The 23,859-nt window shown below is 66.1% G+C and carries 19 protein-coding genes, 1 tRNA gene and 1 other RNA gene; 15 read left to right on the top strand and 6 right to left on the bottom strand.

The window, feature by feature from the left end; translation table 11 throughout:
* Window positions 1-4: 4 nt before the first annotated feature.
* On the bottom strand, window positions 5-829 hold the full coding sequence (locus OVA31_RS09535) for an alpha/beta fold hydrolase (RefSeq protein ID WP_267630827.1): 825 nt from the start codon (window positions 827-829) through the stop codon (window positions 5-7).
* Between the two features lie 177 nt (window positions 830-1,006).
* Window positions 1,007-1,996, bottom strand: a complete 990-nt coding sequence (locus OVA31_RS09530) for a GlxA family transcriptional regulator (protein ID WP_267630826.1) — start codon at window positions 1,994-1,996, stop codon at window positions 1,007-1,009.
* Between the two features lie 72 nt (window positions 1,997-2,068).
* Here OVA31_RS09530 and OVA31_RS09525 point away from each other — a divergent pair, with 72 nt between their 5' ends.
* From OVA31_RS09525 to OVA31_RS09490, 8 genes are all read left to right on the top strand, one after another.
* Window positions 2,069-3,001, top strand: a complete 933-nt coding sequence (locus tag OVA31_RS09525; RefSeq protein WP_267630825.1) for a hydroxymethylglutaryl-CoA lyase — start codon at window positions 2,069-2,071, stop codon at window positions 2,999-3,001.
* Between the two features lie 119 nt (window positions 3,002-3,120).
* On the top strand, window positions 3,121-4,074 hold the full coding sequence (locus OVA31_RS09520; RefSeq protein WP_420714205.1) for a formylglycine-generating enzyme family protein: 954 nt from the start codon (window positions 3,121-3,123) through the stop codon (window positions 4,072-4,074).
* Window positions 4,071-6,008, top strand: a complete 1,938-nt coding sequence (gene gyrB / locus OVA31_RS09515; RefSeq protein ID WP_267630823.1) for a DNA topoisomerase (ATP-hydrolyzing) subunit B — start codon at window positions 4,071-4,073, stop codon at window positions 6,006-6,008. The genes OVA31_RS09520 and gyrB overlap by 4 nt, the downstream gene beginning before the upstream one ends.
* Window positions 6,009-6,314: 306 nt before the next feature.
* Entirely contained in the window at window positions 6,315-7,103 is a 789-nt protein-coding gene (locus OVA31_RS09510; protein ID WP_267630821.1) for a hypothetical protein, read from the top strand.
* Window positions 7,104-7,181: 78 nt separating this feature from the next.
* On the top strand, window positions 7,182-7,967 hold the full coding sequence (locus tag OVA31_RS09505) for an HNH endonuclease signature motif containing protein (RefSeq protein ID WP_267630820.1): 786 nt from the start codon (window positions 7,182-7,184) through the stop codon (window positions 7,965-7,967).
* A 131-nt stretch (window positions 7,968-8,098) separates the two neighbouring features.
* Complete coding sequence (locus OVA31_RS09500) at window positions 8,099-8,917, top strand: GntR family transcriptional regulator (protein ID WP_267630819.1); 819 nt, start codon at window positions 8,099-8,101, stop codon at window positions 8,915-8,917.
* 56 nt (window positions 8,918-8,973) lie between these two features.
* The gene (locus OVA31_RS09495; RefSeq protein WP_267630818.1) at window positions 8,974-10,356 is read left to right on the top strand and encodes an arylsulfatase; all 1,383 of its coding nucleotides are present in this window, start codon (window positions 8,974-8,976) and stop codon (window positions 10,354-10,356) included.
* 93 nt (window positions 10,357-10,449) lie between these two features.
* On the top strand, window positions 10,450-12,015 hold the full coding sequence (locus OVA31_RS09490) for a SulP family inorganic anion transporter (protein WP_267630817.1): 1,566 nt from the start codon (window positions 10,450-10,452) through the stop codon (window positions 12,013-12,015).
* A gap of 94 nt (window positions 12,016-12,109) precedes the next feature.
* Here the strand turns inward: OVA31_RS09490 and OVA31_RS09485 are convergent, their stop codons facing one another.
* Both OVA31_RS09485 and OVA31_RS09480 read right to left on the bottom strand, forming a co-directional pair.
* On the bottom strand, window positions 12,110-12,445 hold the full coding sequence (locus OVA31_RS09485) for a DUF202 domain-containing protein (RefSeq protein WP_267630815.1): 336 nt from the start codon (window positions 12,443-12,445) through the stop codon (window positions 12,110-12,112).
* Window positions 12,442-12,789 (bottom strand): YidH family protein, encoded by a 348-nt coding sequence (locus OVA31_RS09480; RefSeq protein WP_267630813.1) that lies wholly within the window; start codon window positions 12,787-12,789, stop codon window positions 12,442-12,444. Before OVA31_RS09480 ends, OVA31_RS09485 begins: the two co-directional genes overlap by 4 nt.
* Window positions 12,790-13,049: 260 nt before the next feature.
* Between OVA31_RS09480 and OVA31_RS09475 the strand changes: the two genes are divergently transcribed.
* From OVA31_RS09475 to OVA31_RS09465, 3 genes are read left to right on the top strand one after another with little or no spacing between them, the layout of a single operon-like run.
* On the top strand, window positions 13,050-14,534 hold the full coding sequence (locus OVA31_RS09475) for an ABC transporter substrate-binding protein (RefSeq protein WP_267630812.1): 1,485 nt from the start codon (window positions 13,050-13,052) through the stop codon (window positions 14,532-14,534).
* Window positions 14,535-14,587: 53 nt separating this feature from the next.
* A complete protein-coding gene (locus OVA31_RS09470) occupies window positions 14,588-15,508 on the top strand; it encodes an ABC transporter permease (RefSeq protein WP_324290206.1) in 921 nt (306 codons plus the stop codon).
* A gap of 47 nt (window positions 15,509-15,555) precedes the next feature.
* Window positions 15,556-16,365, top strand: a complete 810-nt coding sequence (locus OVA31_RS09465) for an ABC transporter ATP-binding protein (RefSeq protein ID WP_420714204.1) — start codon at window positions 15,556-15,558, stop codon at window positions 16,363-16,365.
* 41 nt (window positions 16,366-16,406) lie between these two features.
* Here the strand turns inward: OVA31_RS09465 and OVA31_RS09460 are convergent, their stop codons facing one another.
* Window positions 16,407-17,834, bottom strand: a complete 1,428-nt coding sequence (locus tag OVA31_RS09460) for an acyl-CoA synthetase (RefSeq protein WP_267630808.1) — start codon at window positions 17,832-17,834, stop codon at window positions 16,407-16,409.
* A 295-nt stretch (window positions 17,835-18,129) separates the two neighbouring features.
* A tRNA-Ser gene (locus OVA31_RS09455) sits at window positions 18,130-18,218 on the bottom strand.
* Between the two features lie 220 nt (window positions 18,219-18,438).
* Here OVA31_RS09455 and ffs point away from each other — a divergent pair.
* The 4 genes from ffs (at window position 18,439) to OVA31_RS09435 (ending at window position 23,676) form a co-directional block, all read left to right on the top strand.
* Window positions 18,439-18,533: signal recognition particle sRNA small type (ffs, locus tag OVA31_RS09450), an RNA gene on the top strand.
* Between the two features lie 64 nt (window positions 18,534-18,597).
* Window positions 18,598-19,875, top strand: a complete 1,278-nt coding sequence (locus tag OVA31_RS09445; RefSeq protein ID WP_267630807.1) for an aminotransferase class I/II-fold pyridoxal phosphate-dependent enzyme — start codon at window positions 18,598-18,600, stop codon at window positions 19,873-19,875.
* 31 nt (window positions 19,876-19,906) lie between these two features.
* Window positions 19,907-21,304, top strand: a complete 1,398-nt coding sequence (locus OVA31_RS09440; protein ID WP_267630806.1) for a glycosyltransferase 87 family protein — start codon at window positions 19,907-19,909, stop codon at window positions 21,302-21,304.
* Window positions 21,305-21,393: 89 nt separating this feature from the next.
* Window positions 21,394-23,676 carry a DNA polymerase III subunit gamma and tau gene (locus OVA31_RS09435; protein ID WP_267630805.1) on the top strand — a complete coding sequence of 761 codons (2,283 nt, stop codon included), beginning with the start codon at window positions 21,394-21,396 and terminating at the stop codon, window positions 23,674-23,676.
* Window positions 23,677-23,859: the final 183 nt, after the last annotated feature.

Raw genomic sequence — 23,859 nt, 5'->3', positions numbered from 1 at the left:
GTTGTCAGGAGCGGAAGAACTCGAGCAGATCCGCGTTGATGGTCGCCGCCTCGGTGGTCGGCATGCCGTGCGGGAACCCGGGGTAGGTCTTCAGCGTGCTGTTGGGCAGCAGCTCCGCAGACCGCACACCGGTGTTCTGATAGGGGACAACCTGGTCGTCCTCGCCGTGCAGCACCAGCGTCGGGATGGTGATCTTCTGCAGATCGTCGGTGAAGTCGGTCTGGGAGAAGGCGACCACACCGTCGTAGTGGGCCTTGGCGCCGCCCATCATCCCCTGGCGCCACCAGTTGGCGATGATGCCCTCGGACGGCTTTGCGCCGTCCCGGTTGTAGCCGTAGAAGGGGCCTTCGGCAAAGGTGCGGAAGAAGTCGGCGCGAGCCGTGGCGACCTGCGCCTGGATGCCGTCGAAGACCTCCTTGGGAATCCCGTCCGGGTTGGCGTCGGTCTTGACCATGAGCGGCGGAACCGAACTGATCAGGACCGCTTTCGCAGCACGGTCCTGGCCGTGCTGCGCGAGGTAGTGGGCAACCTCGCCGCCACCGGTCGAGTGCCCGACGTGAATCGCGTCGGACAGGTCGAGATGTTCGACGACGGCGGCGAGATCGGCCGCGTAGTGGTCCATGTCGTGCCCGTCGGCCACCTGCGTCGACTGCCCGTGTCCGCGGCGATCGTGGGCGATCACCCGATAGCCCTCCGCGAGGAAGAACATCATCTGTGTGTCCCAGTCGTCGGACGAGAGCGGCCACCCATGACTGAAGACGATGGGCTGCCCGCTGCCCCAGTCCTTGTAGAAGATCTCGACGCCGTCGGAGGTGGTGATCGTGGGCATGGTGGTGCTCCTTCGAAATGGATGCGACAGTGCTCGGATGTCGGTTGCCGCGCCGTGAGACATCCGGGCGCAACCGGCCACTTCAGTGTGCCGCTCTCCCGGCTGTCGCGGTCCCACTTCGCGCGCCAGGAACACCCCTTTTTGCGCCACGATCTCGCGGCGGCCGACGACTCGTGGTCAGACCGCGATCGGTCCGGTGGTCGCGAAGCGCTGTTGATACTTGCGCGGCGATATCCCGATCCGTGCGATGAAAGCGCGTCGCATCACCTCGCCACTGCTGTAGCCGGCGCTCTGCGCGGCCTGGGTGACGCTGAATCCGGCGTGGAGGCTGTCACAGGCCACCTCGAAACGCGTCGCCGCTACATAGCCGGCCGGTGTGGTGGCCAGTTCATCCCGGAAGAGGCGGGTCAGTTGCCGGGCACTGACGTTCACGTGCGACGCGAGGCTGCCGACGGTGTGCGGGAGCCGAGGATTGCCGCGGACGTGGTCGGTGACCCTGCGGACCACACTGCTGCGGGGGATCGGCCCTCGCAACGACGCCGAGAACTGCGACTGACCACCACCGCGCTGCATGTACACGAGCAACCCCTGTGCAGTGCGCCGCGCGACCTCGGCGCCGTGGTCCTCTTCCACGAGCGCCAGGCTCAGATCGATGCCGGCGACCACCCCGGCCGAACTGTAGACATCGCCGTCGCGGACGAAGATCGCGTCGTCGTCGACCCTGATCGCGGGATAGCGGTGGGCGAGGTCGGCGGTGAACTTCCAGTGGGTGGTGGCGGCGCGGCCGTCGAGGAGGCCTGCGGCTGCGAGGACGAACGACCCGGTGCAGACCGACGCGAGACGCCTGGTGCGCGTCGAAAGGTCACGAACGGCCTCGACGAGGTCGTCGGTGAGGAAGGTCGGAGGTGCCAGTTCGCTGCCTGCGACCAGCACGGTGTCGAAATGGCCCGAGCCGGCCACCGATTGCGTACTCAAACGTGCGTGGACCGACGTCGTCACATCTGCGCCGCCGGGCGACAACACCACGACCTCGTAGTCACCGTCGTGCTGATTCGCTTCGACGAAGACCTCTGCGGGACCTGAGAAATCGAGCATCTTGACCCCGTCGAACACGACGATGCCGATCCGACGGTGCGACGGTACCGCGGACAGACCAACTGGCTTCATGGGAGTAAATCTAATCTGCCGCGTGCGAGTCTGCCGTCATCGACCGGTCGGTGCGATCGGTAGGCTGACGGCATGAGCGTGGCAGGTCCCAGTGAGCCCCGGGTCACCATCGTCGAGGTGGCGCCTCGCGATGGACTGCAGAACGAGAAGGTGGAGCTGACCACCGCCCAGAAGCGGGAACTCGTCGAACGTGCGGTCCAGTACGGGGCTCGCAACATCGAGGTCACGAGCTTCGTCCATCCCAAGAAGGTGCCCGCCATGGCCGATGCGGAAGATCTCGTCGGTCTTCTGCCGGGTGGGGACGGGGTCGCCTACAGCGCGTTGGTGCTCAACGAGCGGGGACTCGACCGTGCGCTCGCCGCGGGCGTCACCGAGATCAATGCCGTCGTGCATTGCACCGACACGTTCAGCGGACGGAATCAGGGCACGGACGTTGACGGTGGGGTGGCCATCTGGCACCGCATCGCTCGCACCGCACGCGAGGCGGGCATCACCGCCAACCTGACGATCGCGGTCGCCTTCGGTTGCCCGTTCGAGGGCGAGGTTCCCGTGGATCGGCTGCGTACGATCCTCGAGTGGGTGCTCGAAGAACCGCCGACGGAACTGTCGCTGGCCGACACCATCGGGGTCGCCGTCCCGAAGGACGTGCGTGAGCGCTTCGTGGTTGCCGCCGATCTGGCTCCGGCCGGTACCGCGTTGCGCGCCCACTTCCACGACACCCGCAGTTGCGGGATCGGCAACGCGCTGGCCGCCGTCGAATCCGGGGTCAGCATCCTCGACGCGAGCCTCGGCGGCATCGGTGGCTGCCCGTTCGCGCCCAACGCGACCGGCAACATCGCCACCGAGGATCTGGCGTACGCCCTGGACCGCACCGGGATCTCACACGGGCTGGACACCACCGCGCTGCAGGCGTCGGGCGAATGGCTCGAAGGGATCTTCGGTCGTCGTCTGCCCGCCATGGTTCTGCATGCGGGCGGGTTTCCGGCGCCACAGTCGGTGGCGTAACGGAACCGATTCCGCCATGAGAGGTACCTCCACCTGGAGATTCAGCACCGACCAGGTGGCGTAACACAATGTAAAACGCCGAGACGCATTTTGCTTGGCACGATGGCGCCATGTTGCTGATGACCCCGCAGGCGCCTGTCGCGCGCAAGGGCATGACCTGGATTCCCGGTGGCACCTACTGGATGGGCTCGGACGACTTCTATCCCGAGGAGCGCCCCGTCCACCAGGTGACCGTCGACGGCTTCTGGATGGACACGCACCCGGTGACCGTCGCGCAGTTCCGCCGCTTCGTGAAGGACACCGGATACGTCACAACCGCGGAACGCCAACCCGACGCCGCCGACTTTCCCGATGCCGATCCCGATCTGCTCGTCCCGGGCTCGATGGTCTTCACGCCGCCGGACTCGCCGGTTCCGCTCGACGACTACCGCCGATGGTGGTCGTATGTCCCGCAGGCGGATTGGCGGCATCCCGAGGGAGCCGGCAGCAATGTCGGCGAACGCAACCATCATCCGGTGACCCATGTGTCCTACCTGGACGCCTGTGCGTACGCCGAGTGGGCCGGCAAGCTCATCCCGAGCGAGGCGGAATGGGAGTTCGCCGCGCGAGGCGGTCTTGACGGTAAGCGCTACGTCTGGGGTGACCAGGACGAGCCCAACGGGCGACCGGGCGGCAACGTGTGGCAGGGGCAATTCCCTTGGGAGAACCTCGAAGTGGACGGCTACGCGGGAACCTCGCCGGTCGGACGGTTCCGCCCCAACGGATACGGACTGTTCGACATGGCCGGGAACGTGTGGGAATGGACCCGTGATCACCACACTGCGAGTCACGCGGACAGCGACAAGAACATCGCACCGGCGAGTAGCTGCTGCATCCCACGTAACCCCGTGCAGGAGGCGGGTTCCGCCGACGGTGAGGTCTTCCCGCGTCGCGTCGTCAAGGGCGGCTCGCATCTGTGTGCGCCGAACTACTGCAATCGGTACCGCCCGGCGGCCCGGCAAGGGCACGTCGACGATGCGTCCACCGGCCACATCGGATTCCGTTGCATCGCGCGGGAAGGCGACGGGCGATGACCGTGACCGACGACGCCGAGATCGCCTACGGCGCCGACTCGATCACCGTTCTCGAAGGTCTCGACGTCGTTCGCAAGCGACCTGGAATGTACATCGGATCCACCAGCAGCCGCGGACTGCACCACATGTTGTGGGAGGTCATCGACAACGGCGTGGACGAGGCGATGGCCGGACATGCCACGACCGTTGCGGTGCGGCTGCTCGCCGACGGCGGCGCCGAGGTCTCCGACAACGGTCGCGGAATCCCGGTGGCCATGCACGCCAGTGGAATACCCACGATCGACGTCGTCATGACGCAACTCCACGCCGGCGGCAAGTTCGATGCCGAGGGCGGTGCATACGCCGTCTCGGGTGGCTTGCACGGCGTGGGCGTCTCGGTGGTGAACGCACTGTCGACGCGGCTCGAGGTCGACGTCGCGCGGGACGGCCACCGCTGGTTCCAGCGATACGACCGGTCTGTCCCGGGGACGCTGCGGCGCGGCGAACCGACGCAGGAGACCGGTACGACCGTTCGGTTCTGGCCGGATACCGAGATCTTCGAGACGACCGACCTCGATGTCGAGACCGTCGCGCGGCGGCTTCGGGAGATGGCGTTCCTCAACAGTGGGCTGGAGATCACCCTCGTCGACGAGCGGACCGACGCCGAATCACAGCGCTTTCACTACCCCGGAGGCCTCAACGACTATGTCGGACACATCAACCGAACCAAGGAGCCCCTCCATCAGACGGTGATCGGATTCTCGGGCCGCGGAACGGGATACGAGGTCGAGATCGCGCTGCAATGGAATACCGGCTACGCCGAATCGGTCCACACCTTCGCCAACACCATCAACACGCCAGAAGGCGGCGTGCACGAGGAGGGCTTCCGCGCGGCCCTCACCGCCGTCGTCAACCGCTACGCGCGATCGCTGAAAGTGCTGAAGGACAAAGACACCAACCTGTCCGGAGACGACATCCGCGAGGGCCTCGCGGCGGTGGTCTCGGTCAAGGTGGCCGACCCGCAGTTCGAGGGCCAGACCAAGACCCGGCTGGGTAACAGCGAGATCCGGTCGTTCGTCCAGCGGGTGTGCCACCAACATCTGTCCGAGTGGTTCGATGCCAACCCGGCACAGGGCAAGGTCATCGTCAGCAAGGCCGCATCGTCCGCGCAGGCCCGGATCGCTGCGAGGCGCGCACGGGAACTGGTCCGCCGCAAGACCGCCGGCAGTCTCGGAGGCCTGCCCGGCAAGCTCGCCGACTGCCGTAGCAACGATCCGGAGCGGGGCGAGATCTTCATCGTCGAGGGCGATTCCGCCGGTGGCAGTGCCAAATCCGGCCGTGACTCGATGTACCAGGCGATCCTGCCCATCCGCGGCAAGATCATCAACGTCGAGAAGGCCCGCATCGACCGGGTGCTGAAGAACACCGAGGTGCAGTCGATCATCACCGCTTTCGGGACGGGCATTCGCGATGAGTTCGACCTCGACAAACTGCGATATCACAAGATCGTGCTGATGGCCGACGCCGATGTCGACGGTCAGCACATCTCGACGCTGCTGCTCACGTTGCTGTTCCGGTATATGCGCCCGCTCATCGAGCACGGTCACGTCTACCTCGCCCAGCCGCCGCTGTACAAGATCAAATGGCAGCGGGGAGAACCGGAATACGCATACTCCGACCGCGAGCGTGACCGATTGCTCGCCGCGGGGCGGGCCACCGGGCGTCGGGTGGACGCCGACAGCGGGATTCAGCGGTACAAGGGACTCGGCGAGATGAACGCGACTGAGCTGTGGGAGACCACCATGGATCCCGAAGCGCGGGTACTGCGGCAACTGACCCTGACCGATGCCGCGATCGCCGACGAGTTGTTCTCCATCCTCATGGGCGAAGACGTCGAGGCGAGGCGCACCTTCATCTCCCGGAACGCCGGCGACGAGCGCTTCCTCGACGTCTGATCCGTTTGGCGAGTGGGTGAACGGAGTGATCGAGCGCGCCCCACTTGTTGGTCGAGTAGCTCGCGCCAGCCGAGCGGGCGTATCGAGACCACTCGCGCCACGGCCCCGGACTGTGTCGGACCGGACCGATACTCCGTTGCCGGTCGAGTTGATGCGGGAGGGTTCGTCGAGTGTGGCGAGCCGACGAGTTCTTGTCGGTGTCCTCCGATATGCTGTTCTCGGTTGAGTTGATGCGGGCTTTCGTTTCCTATGACGGGCAGATGTTGTTGGTGTCCTGTCGGTTTCGATCTGTGAAGGCCTGTTCTGGTGTTCCCTTGCTCGGATCCGGCAACCGCTGATGCGGCGATCTCGTCGGCGTCCTCCACCGATGTCGGCGATGCGGCACGTGAGCATCTGCGGGTCAGCCGCCAGCATGAAGCGCGTTCGCTGCTGTCGGCGTATCGACTGGGGCAGTCGGTATATGACGAGATGATGCTGGCTTTGAGCACGGGGCAGCAGATGATGGTGCGCAATGGCGCGGACAAAGCCGCGGTCGGTGCGATCTCGTTGCAGCTGGGGTTTTCGCGCACCAAGGCCGGTACGTGGTTCAACCTCGGAGATGCCCTGCAACACCTGCCGAAGTTCCGGATGGCGTATCTGGCCGGGGAGTACAGCACCAATCGGATGGCGAAAATGGTGTATGCCGCCCAAGCTGCACCTGAAGGCATGGTCATCGATCCGGCACCGCAAGCGTCTGTCGAGGAGGCTGAAGCGGCCGGTACCGACGGTACCGGCGCTGACGATGCAGAGGCCGATGTGCCCGAAACCGACACCGCGGATGCCGATCTCGATGGTGAACCCATCACTGACGATCCCGCACCGGCTCCCGAGGCCGTGTGGGATTTCGAGGATCTGGCGTTGGAGTTGGGGTCGCGGCCCACCACCGACACGGTGTTGCAGGACCAGTTGGCAGAGGCGGTGATCAGCCTGGACCCCGATGGTGCCGCCCGCGCGCGCGAAGGGTTCGCCGAGGCGTGGCAGAACCTGACCGTCAGTGCTGACTCGTCGGGGCACATGAATGTCGATGCGTGCGTTCCTGCCGAGGACGGAGTGTAGCTGTCGCAGCGGATCGCGGCGTTGATCGCCGAACGGGTGTGCCGACGCGATCCGCGCCGCATCGGGCAGCAACGGGTGATGGCATTGGCAGAGATCACCGGCGTACCGGGTAAGACATTGACCTGCCGGTGCGGGCACGGGGACTGTTCGAAGAACCCGTCGCCGGACTCGATTGATCCTGTCGATCCGATCGATCTCACCGATCCAACAGGCCCGACCAGCGGTCACAGCGCTGCCGACGCAATCGTCGATGAGGCAGCGCACATCGCCGACGTTCCCACGGAGCGCGCTCCCGCCAAGACGTCGCCGGCACAGCCGGTATCGCTCAGCTCACCCGCCTGGACACTCGTCCTCGACCCCACCGGCATCGAGGTACCCCGACTCCGTGGCCACGGGGCCATCGACCCTGCGTTGGCAAACTCGTTGGCCGAGAACTCCTCGCCCATCACCCTGCCCGACAACGCACATCGCCGCCCCTCCGGCCTGATTGTCGTCGGAAACCGTGGTCCCGCGCCGCCGGTCGACCCTACCGGGCACGGCGGCCACCAGCATCCACCGCCCGGCGCGCTGAACTATGCACCGCCAGCACGGTTACGCAGACAGATTGTGCTGTGGGATCGGACCTGTCGATACCCGTTCTGCAGCAGACCGTCCAACGGATGCGAACTCGACCACCTCGTCACGTTCAACCATGCCGACCCGCAGGCCGGCGGCTGGACTGTGGGCGTCAACCTCGCGCCATTGTGCACACCCGATCACCACCGCAAACATCTCGGAAGGTGGCTACCCACCATGCACTCCGACCGCACCATCACCTGGCACAAGCCGACAACGGGAGAGGAGATCGTCACCTACCCACGATGAAGGTGGCGTTTCACGAGCCCTTGCGCCATCTCATAGCTGCTGGCCAGGCGTTTGTGCCTATACAGGGTGGCGTAACCGATCGATAATTCCGAGGAAAATCAGTCGGAATGTCGAGTTGGGAGAGTACAGCCATGACATCGAGGCCACGGATTCCACCCAAGGACTTCCCGCGCCCTCCGGCCCGCAAGTACGCCGGCACCCGCGAGGACGCTGCCCGGTGGGTACGCGACGTCCTTCGGACCCAGATCCTCGATGGCGCATTCGGTGGACTGGCCGCGCCGCGGCCGATGCTCCCTCCGGAGAACGAACTGGCCAAGGAGTGGGGTGTCAGCCGCAACGCGATCCGCGAAGCGCTCGACCTGCTGCGCGCGGAAGGTCTGATCACCCGCGTCCAGGGAGCGGGCACCTTCGTGACCGGAGCCAAACTCCGGCAGCGGATCGACCGGCTCGAAGGGCTGGCCGAATCGCTTGCCGGGCATCAGCTCTCGGTGCAGAATCAGGTGCTCTCGGCACGAGAGTCGACGGCGACGCCTTCGGTCGCCGACAAGTTGGGCATCCCCGAGGGGAGCCCGATCCTGTTCATCGAGCGGCTCCGGTCGGTCGCCAATGTCCCGTTGTCGTTGGACACCACGTCGCTGCGACCGGAGGCCATAGACGCTCTCGACGGCGCAAATCTGGCCGAGGAGGACGTGTTCCGTCTGCTCGAGGACAAGCTCGGTGTCCGACTGGGTCAGGCAGAGAACACCGTCGAAGCCGTCGCGGCCGACAAGGGCACGGCCAGGCATCTGGGCGTGCGGGTCGGGTCACCCGTCCTGCTACTGCACCGACTCTCGTATCTCGAAGACGGCACCCCGTTCGACTTGGAGTCCGTCCGCTACCGAGGAGACCGACTGTCGCTGGTCTCCGTCAATCCCCGGGTCAGGAGTTCGGACACCGACAGGTCCGACTGACTCCCCACCCGAGCGCATCACGAATGTCATCAACAGAAAGGAAGTGAGGCATAGCCATGTCCACACCCAGCAAGCAACCCAACATCGTGTACTTCCACGTCGACAATCTGGGGCTCGGTGAGCTCGGTTGTTACGGCGGCGGAATCCTGCGGGGCGCCGACACCAAGAATATCGACACCTTTGCCGCGGAGAGCCTGAAGCTGTCCCATTTCGTCGTCGAACCACAGTGCACACCAACGCGTTCCGCACTCATGACGGGTCGCTACCCGATCCGTTCGGGCAACCACACGATCGCGCTCGGCGGCAATGCCGGTGGCCTGGTCGCCTGGGAGCGCACCATGGGCGACATCCTGTCCGACGCCGGCTACGCCACCGCCTGTTACGGCAAATGGCACATCGGCGCCGAGGACGGACGCTGGCCCACCGATCACGGCTTCGACGAGTGGTACGGGCCGGCCCGGACCTACGACGAATGCCTGTGGCCCGACGACCCCTGGTATAAGGGCGAGCGTGACGGCTGGTCGTACATGTACGACGGCACCAAAGAGGGCGGCGTGCACACCACCGACGAGCAGCTGACCGTTGAACTCAAGGGTCGGATGGACGCCGAATACGATCGCCGTGCGCATGCTTTCATGGAACACAGCGTGGCCGAGGACAAGCCGTTCTTCCTCTACCACAACCACTCGCTGCTGCACTTCCCGATCGAGGTCCGGGAGGAGTTCCGGGGCAAGAGCAGCAACGGGGATTGGGGCGACGCCCTGCTGATGCTCGACCACGACTTCCAGAGCATCCTCGACAAGCTCGACGAACTCGGCATCGCCGACAACACCATCGTGGTGTTCGCCGGAGACAACGGACCCGAGGATCACCTGGCCGGGCGCGGCACCGCAGGCTTCTTCGACGGCTCGTACTTCAGTTCGGCAGAGGGCGGCATCCGTACCCCGGCACTGATCCGCTGGCCCGGGCATGTCAAGCCGCGCGAGAGCAACGAGATGATGCACGTGACCGACATGTTCACCACCTTGGTGCGTCTCGCCGGCTGTGAGGTCCCCCTCGACCGGGAGATCGACGGACTCGACCAGCGCGAGTTCTTCGCCGGCGCAGAGGAATCGGCACGCGAGGGCTGCATGGTGTGGCTCAACGACGAATTACACGCAGTGAAGTGGTCGCAGTTCAAGATCAGTTTCGTCCGGCAGCAACACTTCCACGACCCGGAGATCCCTCTCGGCTTCGCGCGCATCATCAACCTGCTCGAGGATCCGAAGGAACGCGAGGCGGTCAACCAGACCTTCGTGCGGTGGTGGGTCATGCAGCATGCGCACCGGATCATCCGTGAGCACGATGAATCGGTCGAGCGGGAGGAAGTGATTCCGCCCGGCGCGCCGATCGACTTCGTGCCCCAGCGAAAAGAAGTGCTGGCGGCAGCTCAGGCGTGATCGAGGGGTGCACCGGCAGAGGGTCCCAGAAGATCCTCTGCCGGTGCAGCTTTCGTGGCGGTTCGGCACCCACGACCACAATGGAGACTTCTGATGAGTGTTGACTCATTGCCACGCCCCCATGTTCGGACACAGGTGGCCAGGGCACTGTCGCGAACAGCCGTCGGGGTGCGTCGGTCGTCGACGCTGGCCGCTCTGCGGGATCCTCGGCAGTTCCGGACCGAGTTCTTCGCCGGACTCGTGACGGCGCTCGCCTTGATACCGGAGACCATCTCGTTCTCGTTGATCGCGGGGGTGGGGCCGGCGGTCGGCCTGTTCACCTCGTTCATCTTCGCGATGACGATCGCGTTCGTCGGCGGCCGACCGGCCATGATCTCGGCGGCCGCGGGATCGGTGGCGCTGGTCGTGGCACCGATCGTCCGCGAGTACGGCGTCGACCACCTCATCGCCACGGTCCTCCTCGCCGGAATCCTGCAGGTGGTGATGGCGTGGCTGGGCGTGGCCAAGCTGATGCGGTTCATCCCGCACAGTGTGATGACCGGCTTCGTGAACGCGCTGGCCATCCTCATCTTCACCGCGCAGTTGCCGCACCTCATCGGCGTCCCGTGGCTGGTGTACCCGATGACCGCTGCAGGATTGCTGATGATGGTGTTCCTGCCCAAGATCACCGCAGTGGTCCCCGCTCCGTTGGTCGCCACGGCAGTTCTCACCGTGATCGCCGTGGTGTTCGCGGTCGGGGTGCCGCGCGTCGGTGATGAAGGGCCGGTGTCGTCGGAGATGCCGACGCTCGGTGTTCCCGGTGTGCCGTTCACGCTCGAGACGTTGCGGATCATCTTCCCGTACGCCCTGGCCGTGGCCCTGGTGGGTCTGCTCGAATCGCTCATCACGGCCAAGCTCGTCGACGAACTCACGGATACCTCGTCGGACCCCACACGGGAGAGCTGGGGGCAGGGCGTCGGAAATCTGGTCACCGGATTCTTCGGCGGCATGGGCGGCTGCGCCATGATCGGGCAGACGATGATGAACGTGAAGAGCGGTGGCCGCACGAGGATCTCGACGTTCGTCGCCGGCGCGGCCCTGCTCTGTCTGGTGCTGTTCTTCAGTCCGGCGCTGGCCGCGATCCCCATGGCGGCACTCGTCGCGGTGATGGTGATGGTCTCGGTCGCCACCATGGACTGGCATTCGATCTCTCCGAAGACACTGCGTCGCATGCCGATCGCTGAGACGATCACCATGCTGGCAACCGTTGCGGTGACCGTCGCCACCCATAACCTCGCGTACGGGGTGATCGTCGGTGTGCTGTGCGCGATGGCGGTGTTCGTCAGGCGGGTGGCCGGACGCGCCACGGTCGAGGAGCACCACCACGTCGTCGACGACGATCTCGAGAATCCGGGGCCGGTGCGGACGTATCGGATCACCGGCGATCTCTTCTTCGCTTCCAGCCACGATCTCGTCGACCGCTTCGACTATGCCGACGATCCTGCGCGTGTGATCATCGACTTCTCGGCGGCACGCGTCTGGGATGCGACGTCGGTCGCAACGCTCGAGGGAATTCGCGGGAAGTATCAGGCGGCAGGTACGTCGGTGAGTTTTATCGGCCTCGACGACGCGTCGGCGGCCCTGCACACCCGGCTGGAGGGAGCGTTCCGCGGAACGTGACCGCGGGTCGGCCGGACGACGGGCCGGGCATCGATCATCCGATCGATGCCCGGCCCGTTTTGTGCTGTGCGCCGACAACGGCGAACCGCGGGTCTCAGAGTGTGGCCGAGGTCAACAGCGCGACGCCGAGCAGTGTGATTGCGACACCGGTGCACGCCATGAGTCGGGGTGCGGCGACCGGCCGGGGAAGGGGGCGACGGGTGAGATCGCGCGCACGTCGCCGACCCGCGATGTAGATCGCGATTGCCAGAACCGCAGCCAGCGCGCCGATGGCCCACCGCAGGCCGATCCACTCGTCGGGATGGCTCACCAGGTCGCGACCGGCCACGAGGAGCCCGTTCGCGCCGACGGCGATCGACGTCCGGGTCCACGACATGATCGTTCGCTCGGCCTGCAGGCCGCGGTCGACCCCGACTTCTGCGGTCGTCATCGGCCGCCGAACTCCGGCACGAGTACGAGGATCACCGCGATCACGCCGATCACGGCCAGGGCCGACGCCACATAGGCGATGAGACGTGGCCGTGGCAACGGCTGATCGTGCCGGATCGCGTCGTCGTTGCTGCGCCACCGCATCAAACCGCCCACGGCGGTGGCGACGGACAGCGCGCCCAGCAGACCCCCCACCCCGTACCGGACCGCAGGATGGGTGTCCCCCGGCAGGAACTGCAACACCGCGACCGACGCCGCGAGCAGTCCGAGCGACGTGCGCTGCCACGCGAGGAAAGTCCGTTCGTTGGCGAGGGTGAACCGGTAGTCGGGTTCGCTGATCTCCATATCTCCAGGCTTCCGTACGCGCGGTTCGAACGCCAACGAAACACGGTGGCGTTATCCAACTTTGGGCTCGGATAGGGCCTCGTTCCGGATTTCGACCGTCGGTTCCTGATGTCGATAATCGCTCGCGTACAACGTATTACACAGATCGGCCGCGATTCGGCGCTGGACGTTCCTGGGTACGCACCCCGCTGACCTGGTGGCTTAACCGTGATGCAACGGTGGTTCGCTCAGATGTAACAGTTTGCTTCGAGTCTTGTGTCATGACCGAGAACACCACCCAGCGCTTCATCCGCCGGCCCTCGCCGCGGCGCATCCGCCGCCGCGGTCGGGCCGCGCTGGCCGTCACCACCGCGACCGTCGCGTTGAGTTCAGCGCTGACCGGTTGCGGCATGTTCGACTCCGAATCCGTCGTCGTCAACGTCGGATATCAGTCCAAGACGCTCAACACCGTCAACGCGGGCACCCTGATGCGTGACCGTGGTGCGTTCGAGGCCGCGCTGGACCAGGCCGGGGAGAAGTCCGGCAAGAGATACCGCGTGGTGTGGCAGGACTTCTCGTCGGGTGCGCCGTTGACCGCCGCAATGATCGCCTCGCATGTCGACATCGGGTCGATGGGCGACTACCCGCTGCTGACCAACGGGTCCAAGACCAAGAAGTACGACGACGCGCAGACCGACTTCATCGCGACCACCGGATACAACCTGCGAGGGTCCTTGAATCAGGTCGTCGTCCCGACCGGTTCCACGGCCACGAGCTTGGACGACCTCCGCGGGAAGGACGTCTCCACCAGTCTCGGCTCGGCCGGTGACGGAATGCTGTCGACCGCGCTCGAGCGCGCCGGCATCACGAAGGACGACGTCCACATCGCCAACCAGGACCCGTCCATCGGCGCGGCCGCTGTCGAGGGCAAGCAGGTGGACGCATTCGCCCAGTTCGTCCCGTGGCCGCAGCTGGTGATCTTCCGCAACCAGGGCCGGCTCGTCTACGACGGCGGCGACAACGAGGTCCCCACTTTCCACGGCGTCGTCGCCCGTCACCAGTTCGCCGACCGGAACCCCGAGGTGATGACGGCCTTCATGCAGGCGTTGAGAGGGACCACGGACTACATCACGGCGCAGCCGATGCAGGCGGCGCTACGCGTCAGCGAGATCACCGGCATCGAGCCGGAGGTGGTCTACCTCTACAACGGCCCGAACGGCCTGGTGTCCTTCGACCCGACGATCAAGAAGCAGTTCGGGCCGGCTCTCGAGAAGGTGAAGGCCTACCTGGTGAAGCGCGGATCCGTCTCGGGGGCCTTCGACATCGCGAGATTCACCGACAGCCACTACCTCGAGGCGCTGTACGGCTCGCAGTATCCGAGCAAGACCGCCGACGTCGGCAATCCGAGTCATCTGACCGGCACCGACGACGTCTGCGGGCTCCCCGTGGCGGACCCGGCAACTGCGTCCGAGGTCTGGTTCGCCGACCAGCAGGCGACCTCGGTCGCCGCCACCCCGAGCTGTGCGTTGCGCCGGATCGCCGACACCGGCACTCGGGTCCGTGCGGCATACGTCCCCGACGCGGTCACCGCCACAAAGCTTTTCGCCGCCCACGCGACCTGGCTCGTTGACCCCAGCGCGCCGCCCTCCCGGCGGTACCTCCCCTTCGCCACGACCGGCGGTGCGGCGATGTACCAGCAGTCACACCCCGGGCTCACGGACGTTTCCTACGAGACGGCCCTGACCCAGGCCGGGTCAACGACCTGATCCTCACCGAAATCTCGATCCAGATCCCCAGACTCCGAGAAGGGAGAATGCACATGGCGCACATGGCACCGACCCGGGAGCGCGCGACAGAAAAGCGCGAGCCCACCACCGACACAGACGAGGGGGGAGCATCGACTCCCTCTGAGGGTGTGACTTCCCGAGGAGACGGCACAGGCCGCGTGATCGACTCGGGGAAGCTCCGACGAGTCGCACTGACCGTCGTGCTCCCGCTGATCCCCATCGTCGCGTTCGTGGTGGTGTGGCACCTTCTCACCGCCAACCAGGTGGTCGCATGGCTCCGGTTCAACCGGATGCCGACGCCGGGCGCCGTGCTCGACAGCTTCGTCGAGCGGGTTGGCAGCGGCGGCTACTACGCTGACCTGTTCGCCAGCCTCCAACGGATCCTGCTCGGCTTCGGGCTCGCCGCAGTCGTCGGCATCGCCCTCGGCATGCTGATCGGGCGATCCGAGATGGCCCGGAAGACGTTACGTCCCTTCATCGAGATGGTTCGACCGATCCCGGCGATCGCGCTCGTTCCGCTGACGATCCTGCTGTTCCCGTCCAGCGAACAGGGCATCGTCTTCATCACGTTCTTCGCAGCCTTCTTCCCGGTCCTCGTCAGCACCATCCATGCGATGGACTCACTGCCGAAGGTGTGGGAGGAAGCGGCCAAGACGATGGGCGCGAGCCGCTGGACCATCCTGCGCAGTGTCGTCCTGCCCGGTGCGATGCCCGGTATCTTCGCGGGACTCTCGGTGGCCATGGGTGTCGCCTGGATCTGTGTGGTGAGCGCAGAGATGATCTCCGGACAGTTCGGCATCGGGTACTACACCTGGCAGGCCTACGGACTTCTCGACTATGCCGGCGTGGTCGTGGGCATGCTCTCGATCGGCTTGCTCGGCCTGACCACCGCTTGGATCGTCGAGCTCATCGGACGTCGGGTCAACCACTGGCTACCGCGGGCCTCGCGATGACAACCGAAACCACCCAGAGGACGGAAACCATGACTTCGACCAACACCATGACACGTGCCGCCGCCAAGGCCACCGCCGACATCCCGATCTACGGCGGGGCAGCCTCCGGCGCAGCGGTCCGCCTCGACCACCTGCAACTCGGCTTCCACGGCAAGATCGCGGCGAACGTCACCCTCGACATCGAACCGGGTGAGGTGGTGGTCTTCCTCGGTCCCTCCGGCTGTGGAAAGTCGACGATCCTGCGAGCTCTTGCCGGACTCCTCACCCCGATGGACGGTGCGGCCACGGTGAACGGTCAGGCGATCACCGGCAACGATGCGCACTGCGCCATGGTTTTCCAAGAGGATGCGTTGTTCCCATGGCGCACAGCTCTCAAGAATGTGCAGTTCCCGCTGAAGCTGAGAGGGATGCGCGGTCGTGAGTCGAAGCGGAAGGCCACCGAGTACCTCGAACAGGTCGGGCTGGGTTCCTATCTCGACCATCTCCCCAGCCATTTGTCGGGCGGTATGCGTCAGCGCGTACAACTGGCTCGCACCCTCGCGTGCGAACCCCAGGTCATGCTGATGGACGAGCCGTTCGGAGCTCTCGACGCGCAAACGCGACTGGACATGCAGCAGTTGCTGATCTCGGTGTGGGGGCAGCTCAACACGACGATCCTGTTCGTCACCCATGACGTCGACGAGGCCCTGCTGCTCGCGGATCGCGTCGTACTGCTGACCCATCGTCCGGCGACGGTTGCGGACGTGATCACCATCGAGAATCCGCGAGATCCCAAGGCGCAGTTCGAGGAGTCGTACCAGCGTCGCCGGCAGTCGATTCTGGAGTTTCTCGGGCACTCGCCGGTGGGCGTCAACTGACGGTTCCGCCCGCGCAGGAACTGTCGGGTGGGGCGAGTCTCTCAGTCGAGCAGCTTCTTCTGCACCTTCCCCATCGCGTTGCGGGGGAGCGACTCGACGAAGCGGATCTCCCTGGGCCGCTTGTGATGTGACAGTTCAGCGGTGACCAGGTCGATGAGCTCGGTGTCGGGGACGCGCCCACCGACGACGTAGGCGACGATGCGCTGACCGAGGTCGTCGTCGGGGATGCCGATCACGGCCACCTCGTCGACGGCGGGGTGAGCGAGCAGCACGGTCTCGATCTCGCCGGCGCCGATGCGGAAACCTCCCGACTTGATCAGGTCGGTGGCCCGCCGCCCGACGATCCGATGCATGCCATCCGGACCGATCACCGCGACGTCGCCGGTGGCGAAAAACCCGTCGTCGAGCCAGGACTCGTTGGGATTCGGCCCGCTCGCTCCGCTCCCGGCGCCGGCAGTCTTCTCCGGCTGATCGAGATAGCCGGTCGACATCATCGGACCGCGCACATGGAGATCTCCGACCGTCTCACCGTCGTGCGGGAGGTCGGAGTCGCCCTCACGGAGTCGGGTCTCGACGCCGTCGAGCGGCAAGCCGACCCAGCCGGGACGGCGTTCTCCGTCGACCCGCGTACTGACGGTGATCATCGTCTCGGTCATGCCGTATCGCTCCACGATCTCGTGTCCGGTCAGGTTCCGGATCTTGTCGAACACGGGGACGGGGAGCGGGGCGCTGCCGGACACCAGCAATCGCGCCGACGACAATGATTGCGCCGCAGATTGTTCGGCGGCAACACGATTCCATACCGTTGGCACGCCGAAGAACATGGTCGCGCCACGGCCCATCGCGGCTGCGTAATTCTCTGCCGACGGCGTGACGGTGTGGATCAGGCGTCCGCCCCGGCGCAGCGGCCCGAGCATCCCGAGGATCAGCCCGTGCACATGGAAGAGCGGAAGACCATGAGCGAGTGCATCATCGGCGGTCCACTGCCAGGCGCCCGCGAGTGCGTCGAGGCCCGCGGCGATGGCGGAACGGGTGATCGGCACGCCCTTGGGCAGCCCGGTGGTGCCGGAGGTGTACAGGATGAGAGCAGTCGCGGACCCGGGTGGCTCGGGATGGCGATGCCACGATCTGGCGTAGCGCCGCACCGGGATCACCGGGAGGGTCGGATCGTCGGGGGCGGCACCCAACCACGCCTGCGCGCCGGAATCACCGAGGATGTGCTCCATTTCGCGCGCGCCGGAGTCCGGCGGTACCGGCACCGCGGCGACACCGGCTATCAGGCAGCCGACGATGGCGAGCACGGTGTCCGTCGTCGGCCGGGCGTAGACCGCCAGCACCCGCGCGCCGGCGACTCGCTCGGCCACTGCGGTCGCCGCGCCGACCAGGTCCTCTCGGGAGAGCCGGTCGTCGCCGATTGTGATCGCATCGGGGATATCGGGTGCGTTGGGTGTCAGCGTCGGGAACAGCACCCCACCAGCTTCCCACTTGGACGATTCGTCGGTGCGCGCACCGGGCTGCTATCGTTGGGGCCACGTTCACGCGATGCTGTAACTCGCTTGTTGAACCAGAGGCCGGGGTGATTACAGAAACCCCCGGTCTTGTCCAAACTTCCACCGCGCCGGTCGGCACAGATGTGTGCCGATCAGGCGCGGTTTTTGCTGATCGCACGCGGTCTTGTGGTGATCGCACCACCCGAACCCGCAGAGACGAAAGATCCGCAGCCATTCTCACCGGCGAGCGAGGAGAACGGCCACGGATCTCGTGTGGCGGAGGATAGGGGATTCGAACCCCTGAGGGCTGTTAACCCAACCCGCGTTCCAGGCGAGCGCCATAGGCCACTAGGCGAATCCTCCGTCAGGGATGATAGCGGCCGAGGGGCTGCTGGCCCAAAACCGGGCGCGATGGCCGGCTCGACGACGACCTCGACGACGGCCGAGACCTCACCTGTGATCAGCGACCTTCCGCGCGTGAAAGGTCCCTGGCCGGTGATGAGGTCTTTGTGCGTCAGGGCCGGTGAGCGCGGTTGTCGACCACCGGATTGTCGATCCGCCCCGACCGCCCGCTACACTTGACGGCGGATCCCGCGCGGCGTGCATCCTGTGAACTCCCCCAGGGCCGGAAGGCAGCAAGGGTCAACGGGCTCTCTCGGGTGCGCGGGGTCCCCATAAACACAATCATCCGCTTGGAGCGCCACCGCCAACCCACGCCGGTGTCACTGGAGAGGTCCCTGCGTTGAACTACCACTCGTTGAGTGCCGACCAGCTCCGCGAAACCAAGTCCGAACTGCAGAATCTCTACGACGCACTGTGTGCGGCAGGCCTGAAACTGGACCTCACCCGCGGCAAGCCCGCGCCCGAGCAACTCGACCTCTCGAACGAGCTCCTGGCGCTGCCGGGGACCGAATACCGCGACGCCGCGGGAACCGACACCCGCAATTACGGCGGTCTGGCCGGCCTCCCGGAGCTCCGCGAGATCTTCGGCGAACTGCTCGCCGTCGACCCGGCGAACCTGATCGCGTTCGGAAACTCCAGCCTCGAGCTGATGCACGACCTCACGGTGTTCTCGCTCCTGAACGGCAACCCCGATTCCGCGCAGCCCTGGGGATCGGGGCCCGTCAAGTTCCTGTGCCCGGCACCCGGCTACGACCGGCATTTCGCGATCACCGAGAGCTACGGCATCGAGATGATCCCGGTGCCGATGCTGCCGAACGGTCCCGACGTCGACGCCTGCGCCGCGCTCACCGCGGCCGATCCCAGCATCAAGGGACTCTGGGCCGTACCGACCTACTCCAACCCGACCGGCGTGACGTTCACCGAAGACGTGACACGCGGTCTGCTGGAGATGCCCGCCGCCGACGACTTCCGCATCTATTGGGACAACGCCTACGCGGTGCACACCCTCGTCGAGACACCGCCGACGCCCCTGCCGGTGATCGAGATGGCGGCCGAGGCAGGCAACCCCAATCGCGTCTACGTGCTCGGCTCGACGTCGAAGATCACCTTCGCCGGTGCCGGGGTGTCGTTCTTCGGCTCGTCGAAGGCGAATGTCGACTGGTTCAGCCGTCACCTCGCGTTCAAGACGATCGGCCCGGACAAGGTCAATCAGCTCCGGCACGCGAAGTTCTTCGGCGACGCCGACGGCGTGCGGGCGCACATGGCCCGACATCGGGAACTCCTGGCCCCGAAGTTCCGGCTGGTGCTCGACATCCTCGCCGATCGCCTCGCCGACTCGAAGGTCGCCGCGTGGTCGGAGCCGGAGGGCGGCTACTTCATCAGCCTCGATGTCATCGACGGGACTGCTCGCCGCACCATCGAACTCGCGAAGCAGGCGGGTATCGCGCTGACTGCAGCTGGGTCGACGTACCCCTACAAGGAAGATCCGTTCGACCGCAACATCCGACTGGCACCGACGTTCCCTTCCACAGATGATCTCCGAACAGCCATGGACGGCGTAGCGACCTGCGTGCTGCTGGCAGCTTCGGAGACCCTCTTGGCGTCGCGCGAATCCTGACCGGACTCGTGCCCGTGACCGTCCGCAGAGCGTGAGGACCCACCGGTCGGCGCTGGTCGCCGTCGGATTCGTGCTCGTCGGGCTTCTCGCGATCTGGCTGCAGGACGTGGTGGTGCCCCTGAACACCCCGTTCTGGGGACTCTTCGACAACCAGCTCGATCTCCAGGTCTACCTCGACGGTGCCCGGACGGTGCTCACCGGCGGACACCTCTACGACGCCAAGTTCCTCGGGCAGATGGACTACACGTACACGCCCATCTCGATCTTCTTGTTCGCGCCGTTCACCTGGGTGTCGTTCGAGGCGGCGCGGATCATCTGGACCGCGGGGATCTTTGTCGCGCTCTATCTGATCGTCATGCTGAGCTTCAAAAGCCTTGGGCGTCAGGCGACATGGCCGCTGCGCTGTATCGGGATGTCGCTGGTGACGGTGGTCTTGCTGCTGGAACCCGTCCGCACGACGATCTGGTACGGGCAGATCAACGTCTTCCTGTTGCTGATCATCGTCGCCGACCTGGCCCGCCCGGAACGCAGTCGCCTCTACGGTGTCGGCACGGGCATCGCCGCCGGGATCAAGCTGACACCGCTGATCTTCGTCGTCTATCTGGCACTGCTGCGTCAATGGCGCGCAGTCGGCGGTGTGGTCGCCGGATTCGTCGGCACGGCCGTTGTCGGCTTCGTGGCGTTGCCGCGGGAATCGTGGTCGTACTGGACGGGCAAACTGTTCGATTCCGACCGCGTCGGGGCACCCCAGACGCCGGGTAACCAGTCGGTCCGTGGCCTGCTCGCGAACCTCCTGCACAGCGACGACCCGAACGGTTTCCTCTGGCTGGCCTTCGTCGTCGCCGCCCTGGCTCTGGGGATGTATGCGGCCGTGCTGGCGCACCGGCACGGTCAGGAACTGCTCGCGATCACCACCGTCGGGATGAGCGGTTGCGCGATCTCACCCATGTCCTGGGGACATCACTGGGTGTGGTTCGTCCCGCTGGTGGTGATCGGGTTCCACATGCTGATGACTCCGGGCCGTCGCCTGAGGACCTACGTCCTGATCGCGGCGGGGCTCATCGGCCTGATCCTGGTGGCATTCTCCTGGCGGAGCTACCTGGCGCATCCGATCTGGTTCGTGAACCGGACGGTGCCCGACGCCTACCTGATCGGGCTGTTCTTCAAGACCGGCATCGGGTGGCTGACGTGGTTCACCTACTACCCGTACAACGCCGTGTTCTTGGTGACGGCCATCGCGACGATCGTGGTGTTCCGACGGCGCGAGAACGCGGTGTCCGACACAGATCCGGCACTTGTCACGCCTCGTCCCGTGGTCCTGGGAAATGACCCGACCGCAACCGACGACATACCTGTCAGGGAAAGCCGACCTCGGGGTGTCCCGGAAGCGGACGAATACGACATCGAACAGTGGCAACCGCGACCGTGATGCTCATGGCATCCCTGATCGCGACGATTGGGTGTGGACAGGGTGGGGGAGCGGGTTCGGCTGTCGGCGATCGCCGGTAGTCTCGTCACGTGGCTCTGTATCGCACCTATCGCCCGGCTACCTTCGCCGACGTCGTGGGCCAGGAGCACGTCACCGATCCGTTGAGTCACGCGCTCGACTCGGGGCGGATCAACCACGCCTATCTCTTCTCCGGCCCCCGCGGATGCGGCAAGACGTCATCGGCCCGCATCCTGGCCCGTTCTCTGAACTGTGTGCAGGGTCCGACGTCGACGCCGTGTGGCGTGTGTGACTCGTGCCAGGCGCTGGCGCCGGGCGGAGCCGGCAATCTCGACGTGATCGAACTCGACGCGGCCAGCCACGGCGGCGTCGACGACACCCGAGAACTGCGTGACCGCGCCTTCTATGCGCCATCGGAATCCCGGTACCGCGTGTTCATCGTGGACGAGGCGCACATGGTCACGAATGCGGGATTCAACGCGCTGCTCAAGATCGTCGAGGAGCCGCCGGAACATCTGATCTTCGTGTTCGCGACCACCGAGCCGGAGAAGGTGCTCCCCACCATTCGCTCACGGACGCACCATTATCCGTTCCGCCTGCTCGCGCCACCGGTGATGCGTGGCCTGCTCGAGAAGATCTGTGCGAACGAGAACGTGACGGTCGCGCCCGACGTCTATCCACTGGTCATCCGGGCCGGTGGTGGCTCGCCGCGCGATTCGCTGAGCATCCTCGACCAGCTTCTCGCCGGGGCGGGTGACGAAGGGGTCACCTACGACCGTGCGCTCGCATTGTTGGGTGTCACCGACATCGCGCTCATCGACGAGGCGATCGACGCACTCGCGGATGCCGACGGCTCGCGGTTGTTCGGCGCGGTGGAGAAAGTGGTCGATGCGGGCCACGATCCACGTCGGTTCGCCGTCGACCTCCTCGAACGGCTACGTGATCTCATTCTGCTGCAGGCAGTTCCGGATGCAGCTGATCGTGGACTCGTCGAGGCCCCCGGTGATCAGTTGCAGCGCATGCAGTCCCAGATCGAGATCCTCGGCCCGGCGGCGCTGACCCGGTTCGCCGAGATCGTGCATGCCGCGCTCGGCGAGATGCGCGGTACCACCTCGCCCCGGCTGCTACTGGAGGTGATGTGCGCCCGGATGTTGCTCCCGGCGGCATCGACGGAGGATGCGGCACTTCTGCACCGACTCGAACGTCTCGAGTCCGGCGTCGTGACGACGAGCGTGTCGTCGACGCCCGGAGCGGCCGCGTCCGCCACCGGCGGCGCACAAGCGCCCGGCGGGACGGCCGAGTCCGAGTCGGCGCCCAAGTACGTGCGTCCGTCTCAGCGCAAGGCTGTCGAGCAACCAGCCGCCGAGGCGAGCGCACCGGCCGAAGAGCCTGTGGTGGAGCAGGTTCCGGAAGTTCCCCCAGCAGCGGTCGACGAACCCGCGCAGCGGCCGTCGTCGAATCCGCCGCCGGTTCCCCAGCCGACCGCACCGCGCGGCGGTGGCAACCCGACGTCGCCGCAACCGCCTGCGCGGGTGCCCGCCGAACGGGAACCCGAGCCGGTGGTACAGGAATCGGCGCCTGCGCAGCCGGATTCGCCGCCGGTTGCCCCGACGCCGACAGCTCCGCAACCACCGGCTCCCGAGCTGTCGTCGACGTCCGCCACCGACGACGACATCCCGCTCCCCGATGAGCCGACCGACGACCCGGCCGCCGACGCCGCCCCGCCCTACGATGACGACGCGGCCGCTGCTGCCGCCGACGACTCGGATCCCGAAGAGCCGCAAGCAGCCCCGGGGCTCGCCGTCGCCGACGTCGAGGCACGATGGCCGGAGATCCGCGAAACGGCTCGCGGTATCACCCCCGTCCTGGAGGTCATGCTCTCCGGCGCGTCCATTCAGGGGGTCGACGGGCAGACCATCGTGTTCGGCCACACCACCGAGATGCTCGTCGGCCGGTTGAGCAACGAACACGCGGGTAATCTCCGCGCCGCGGTCCAGCGGGTGTTTGGCCCGGGAATGGATGCACGATGCGTCCACGCGTCCGGGCCGACCGTCCAGGCGCAGCCTCCGCGGGGCGCCGGCGACCGCGAGCCGTCGCGGCCGGCACCGAAACGGCCCGCCTACTCGCGGCCGAGTCGAGGACGTGACCAGTCACAGTCCGCCACTCCGCCACCGGAACACGCTCCCGAACCCGAGGAGCCCGAGCCGCCACGGCCGGACGAGGAGATCACCGACGCGGAGCGCGACGAGATGGTCGCCGACGCACACTCGGGGCCGCCGGAGCGCCGCCTCGATCCCGATCAGATCGCGCTGGAGTTGCTCAAGTCGGAGCTGGGAGCCCGCCCCCTCGAGTGAAGGTGGCTCTCGAGCGGTCTCGACGTGTGGGGAGTTCCGCCGAGAGCAACGGAAATCCCGCCGAGAGCAACGGAAATCCCGCCGAGAGCAACCTGACATTGCGTCGAGCCGGTTGCTGTCGGCGCAAAACAGGTTGCTGTCGGCGGGATCTCGGTTGCTGTCGGCGGGGGCGGGACTGTGCGC

Origin of the sequence: Gordonia sp. SL306, assembly GCF_026625785.1 — a bacterium.
Classification (GTDB): domain Bacteria; phylum Actinomycetota; class Actinomycetes; order Mycobacteriales; family Mycobacteriaceae; genus Gordonia.
The sequence above is the reverse complement of the archived record's forward strand: the minus strand, read 5'-3'. Positions and strand labels throughout refer to the sequence as shown.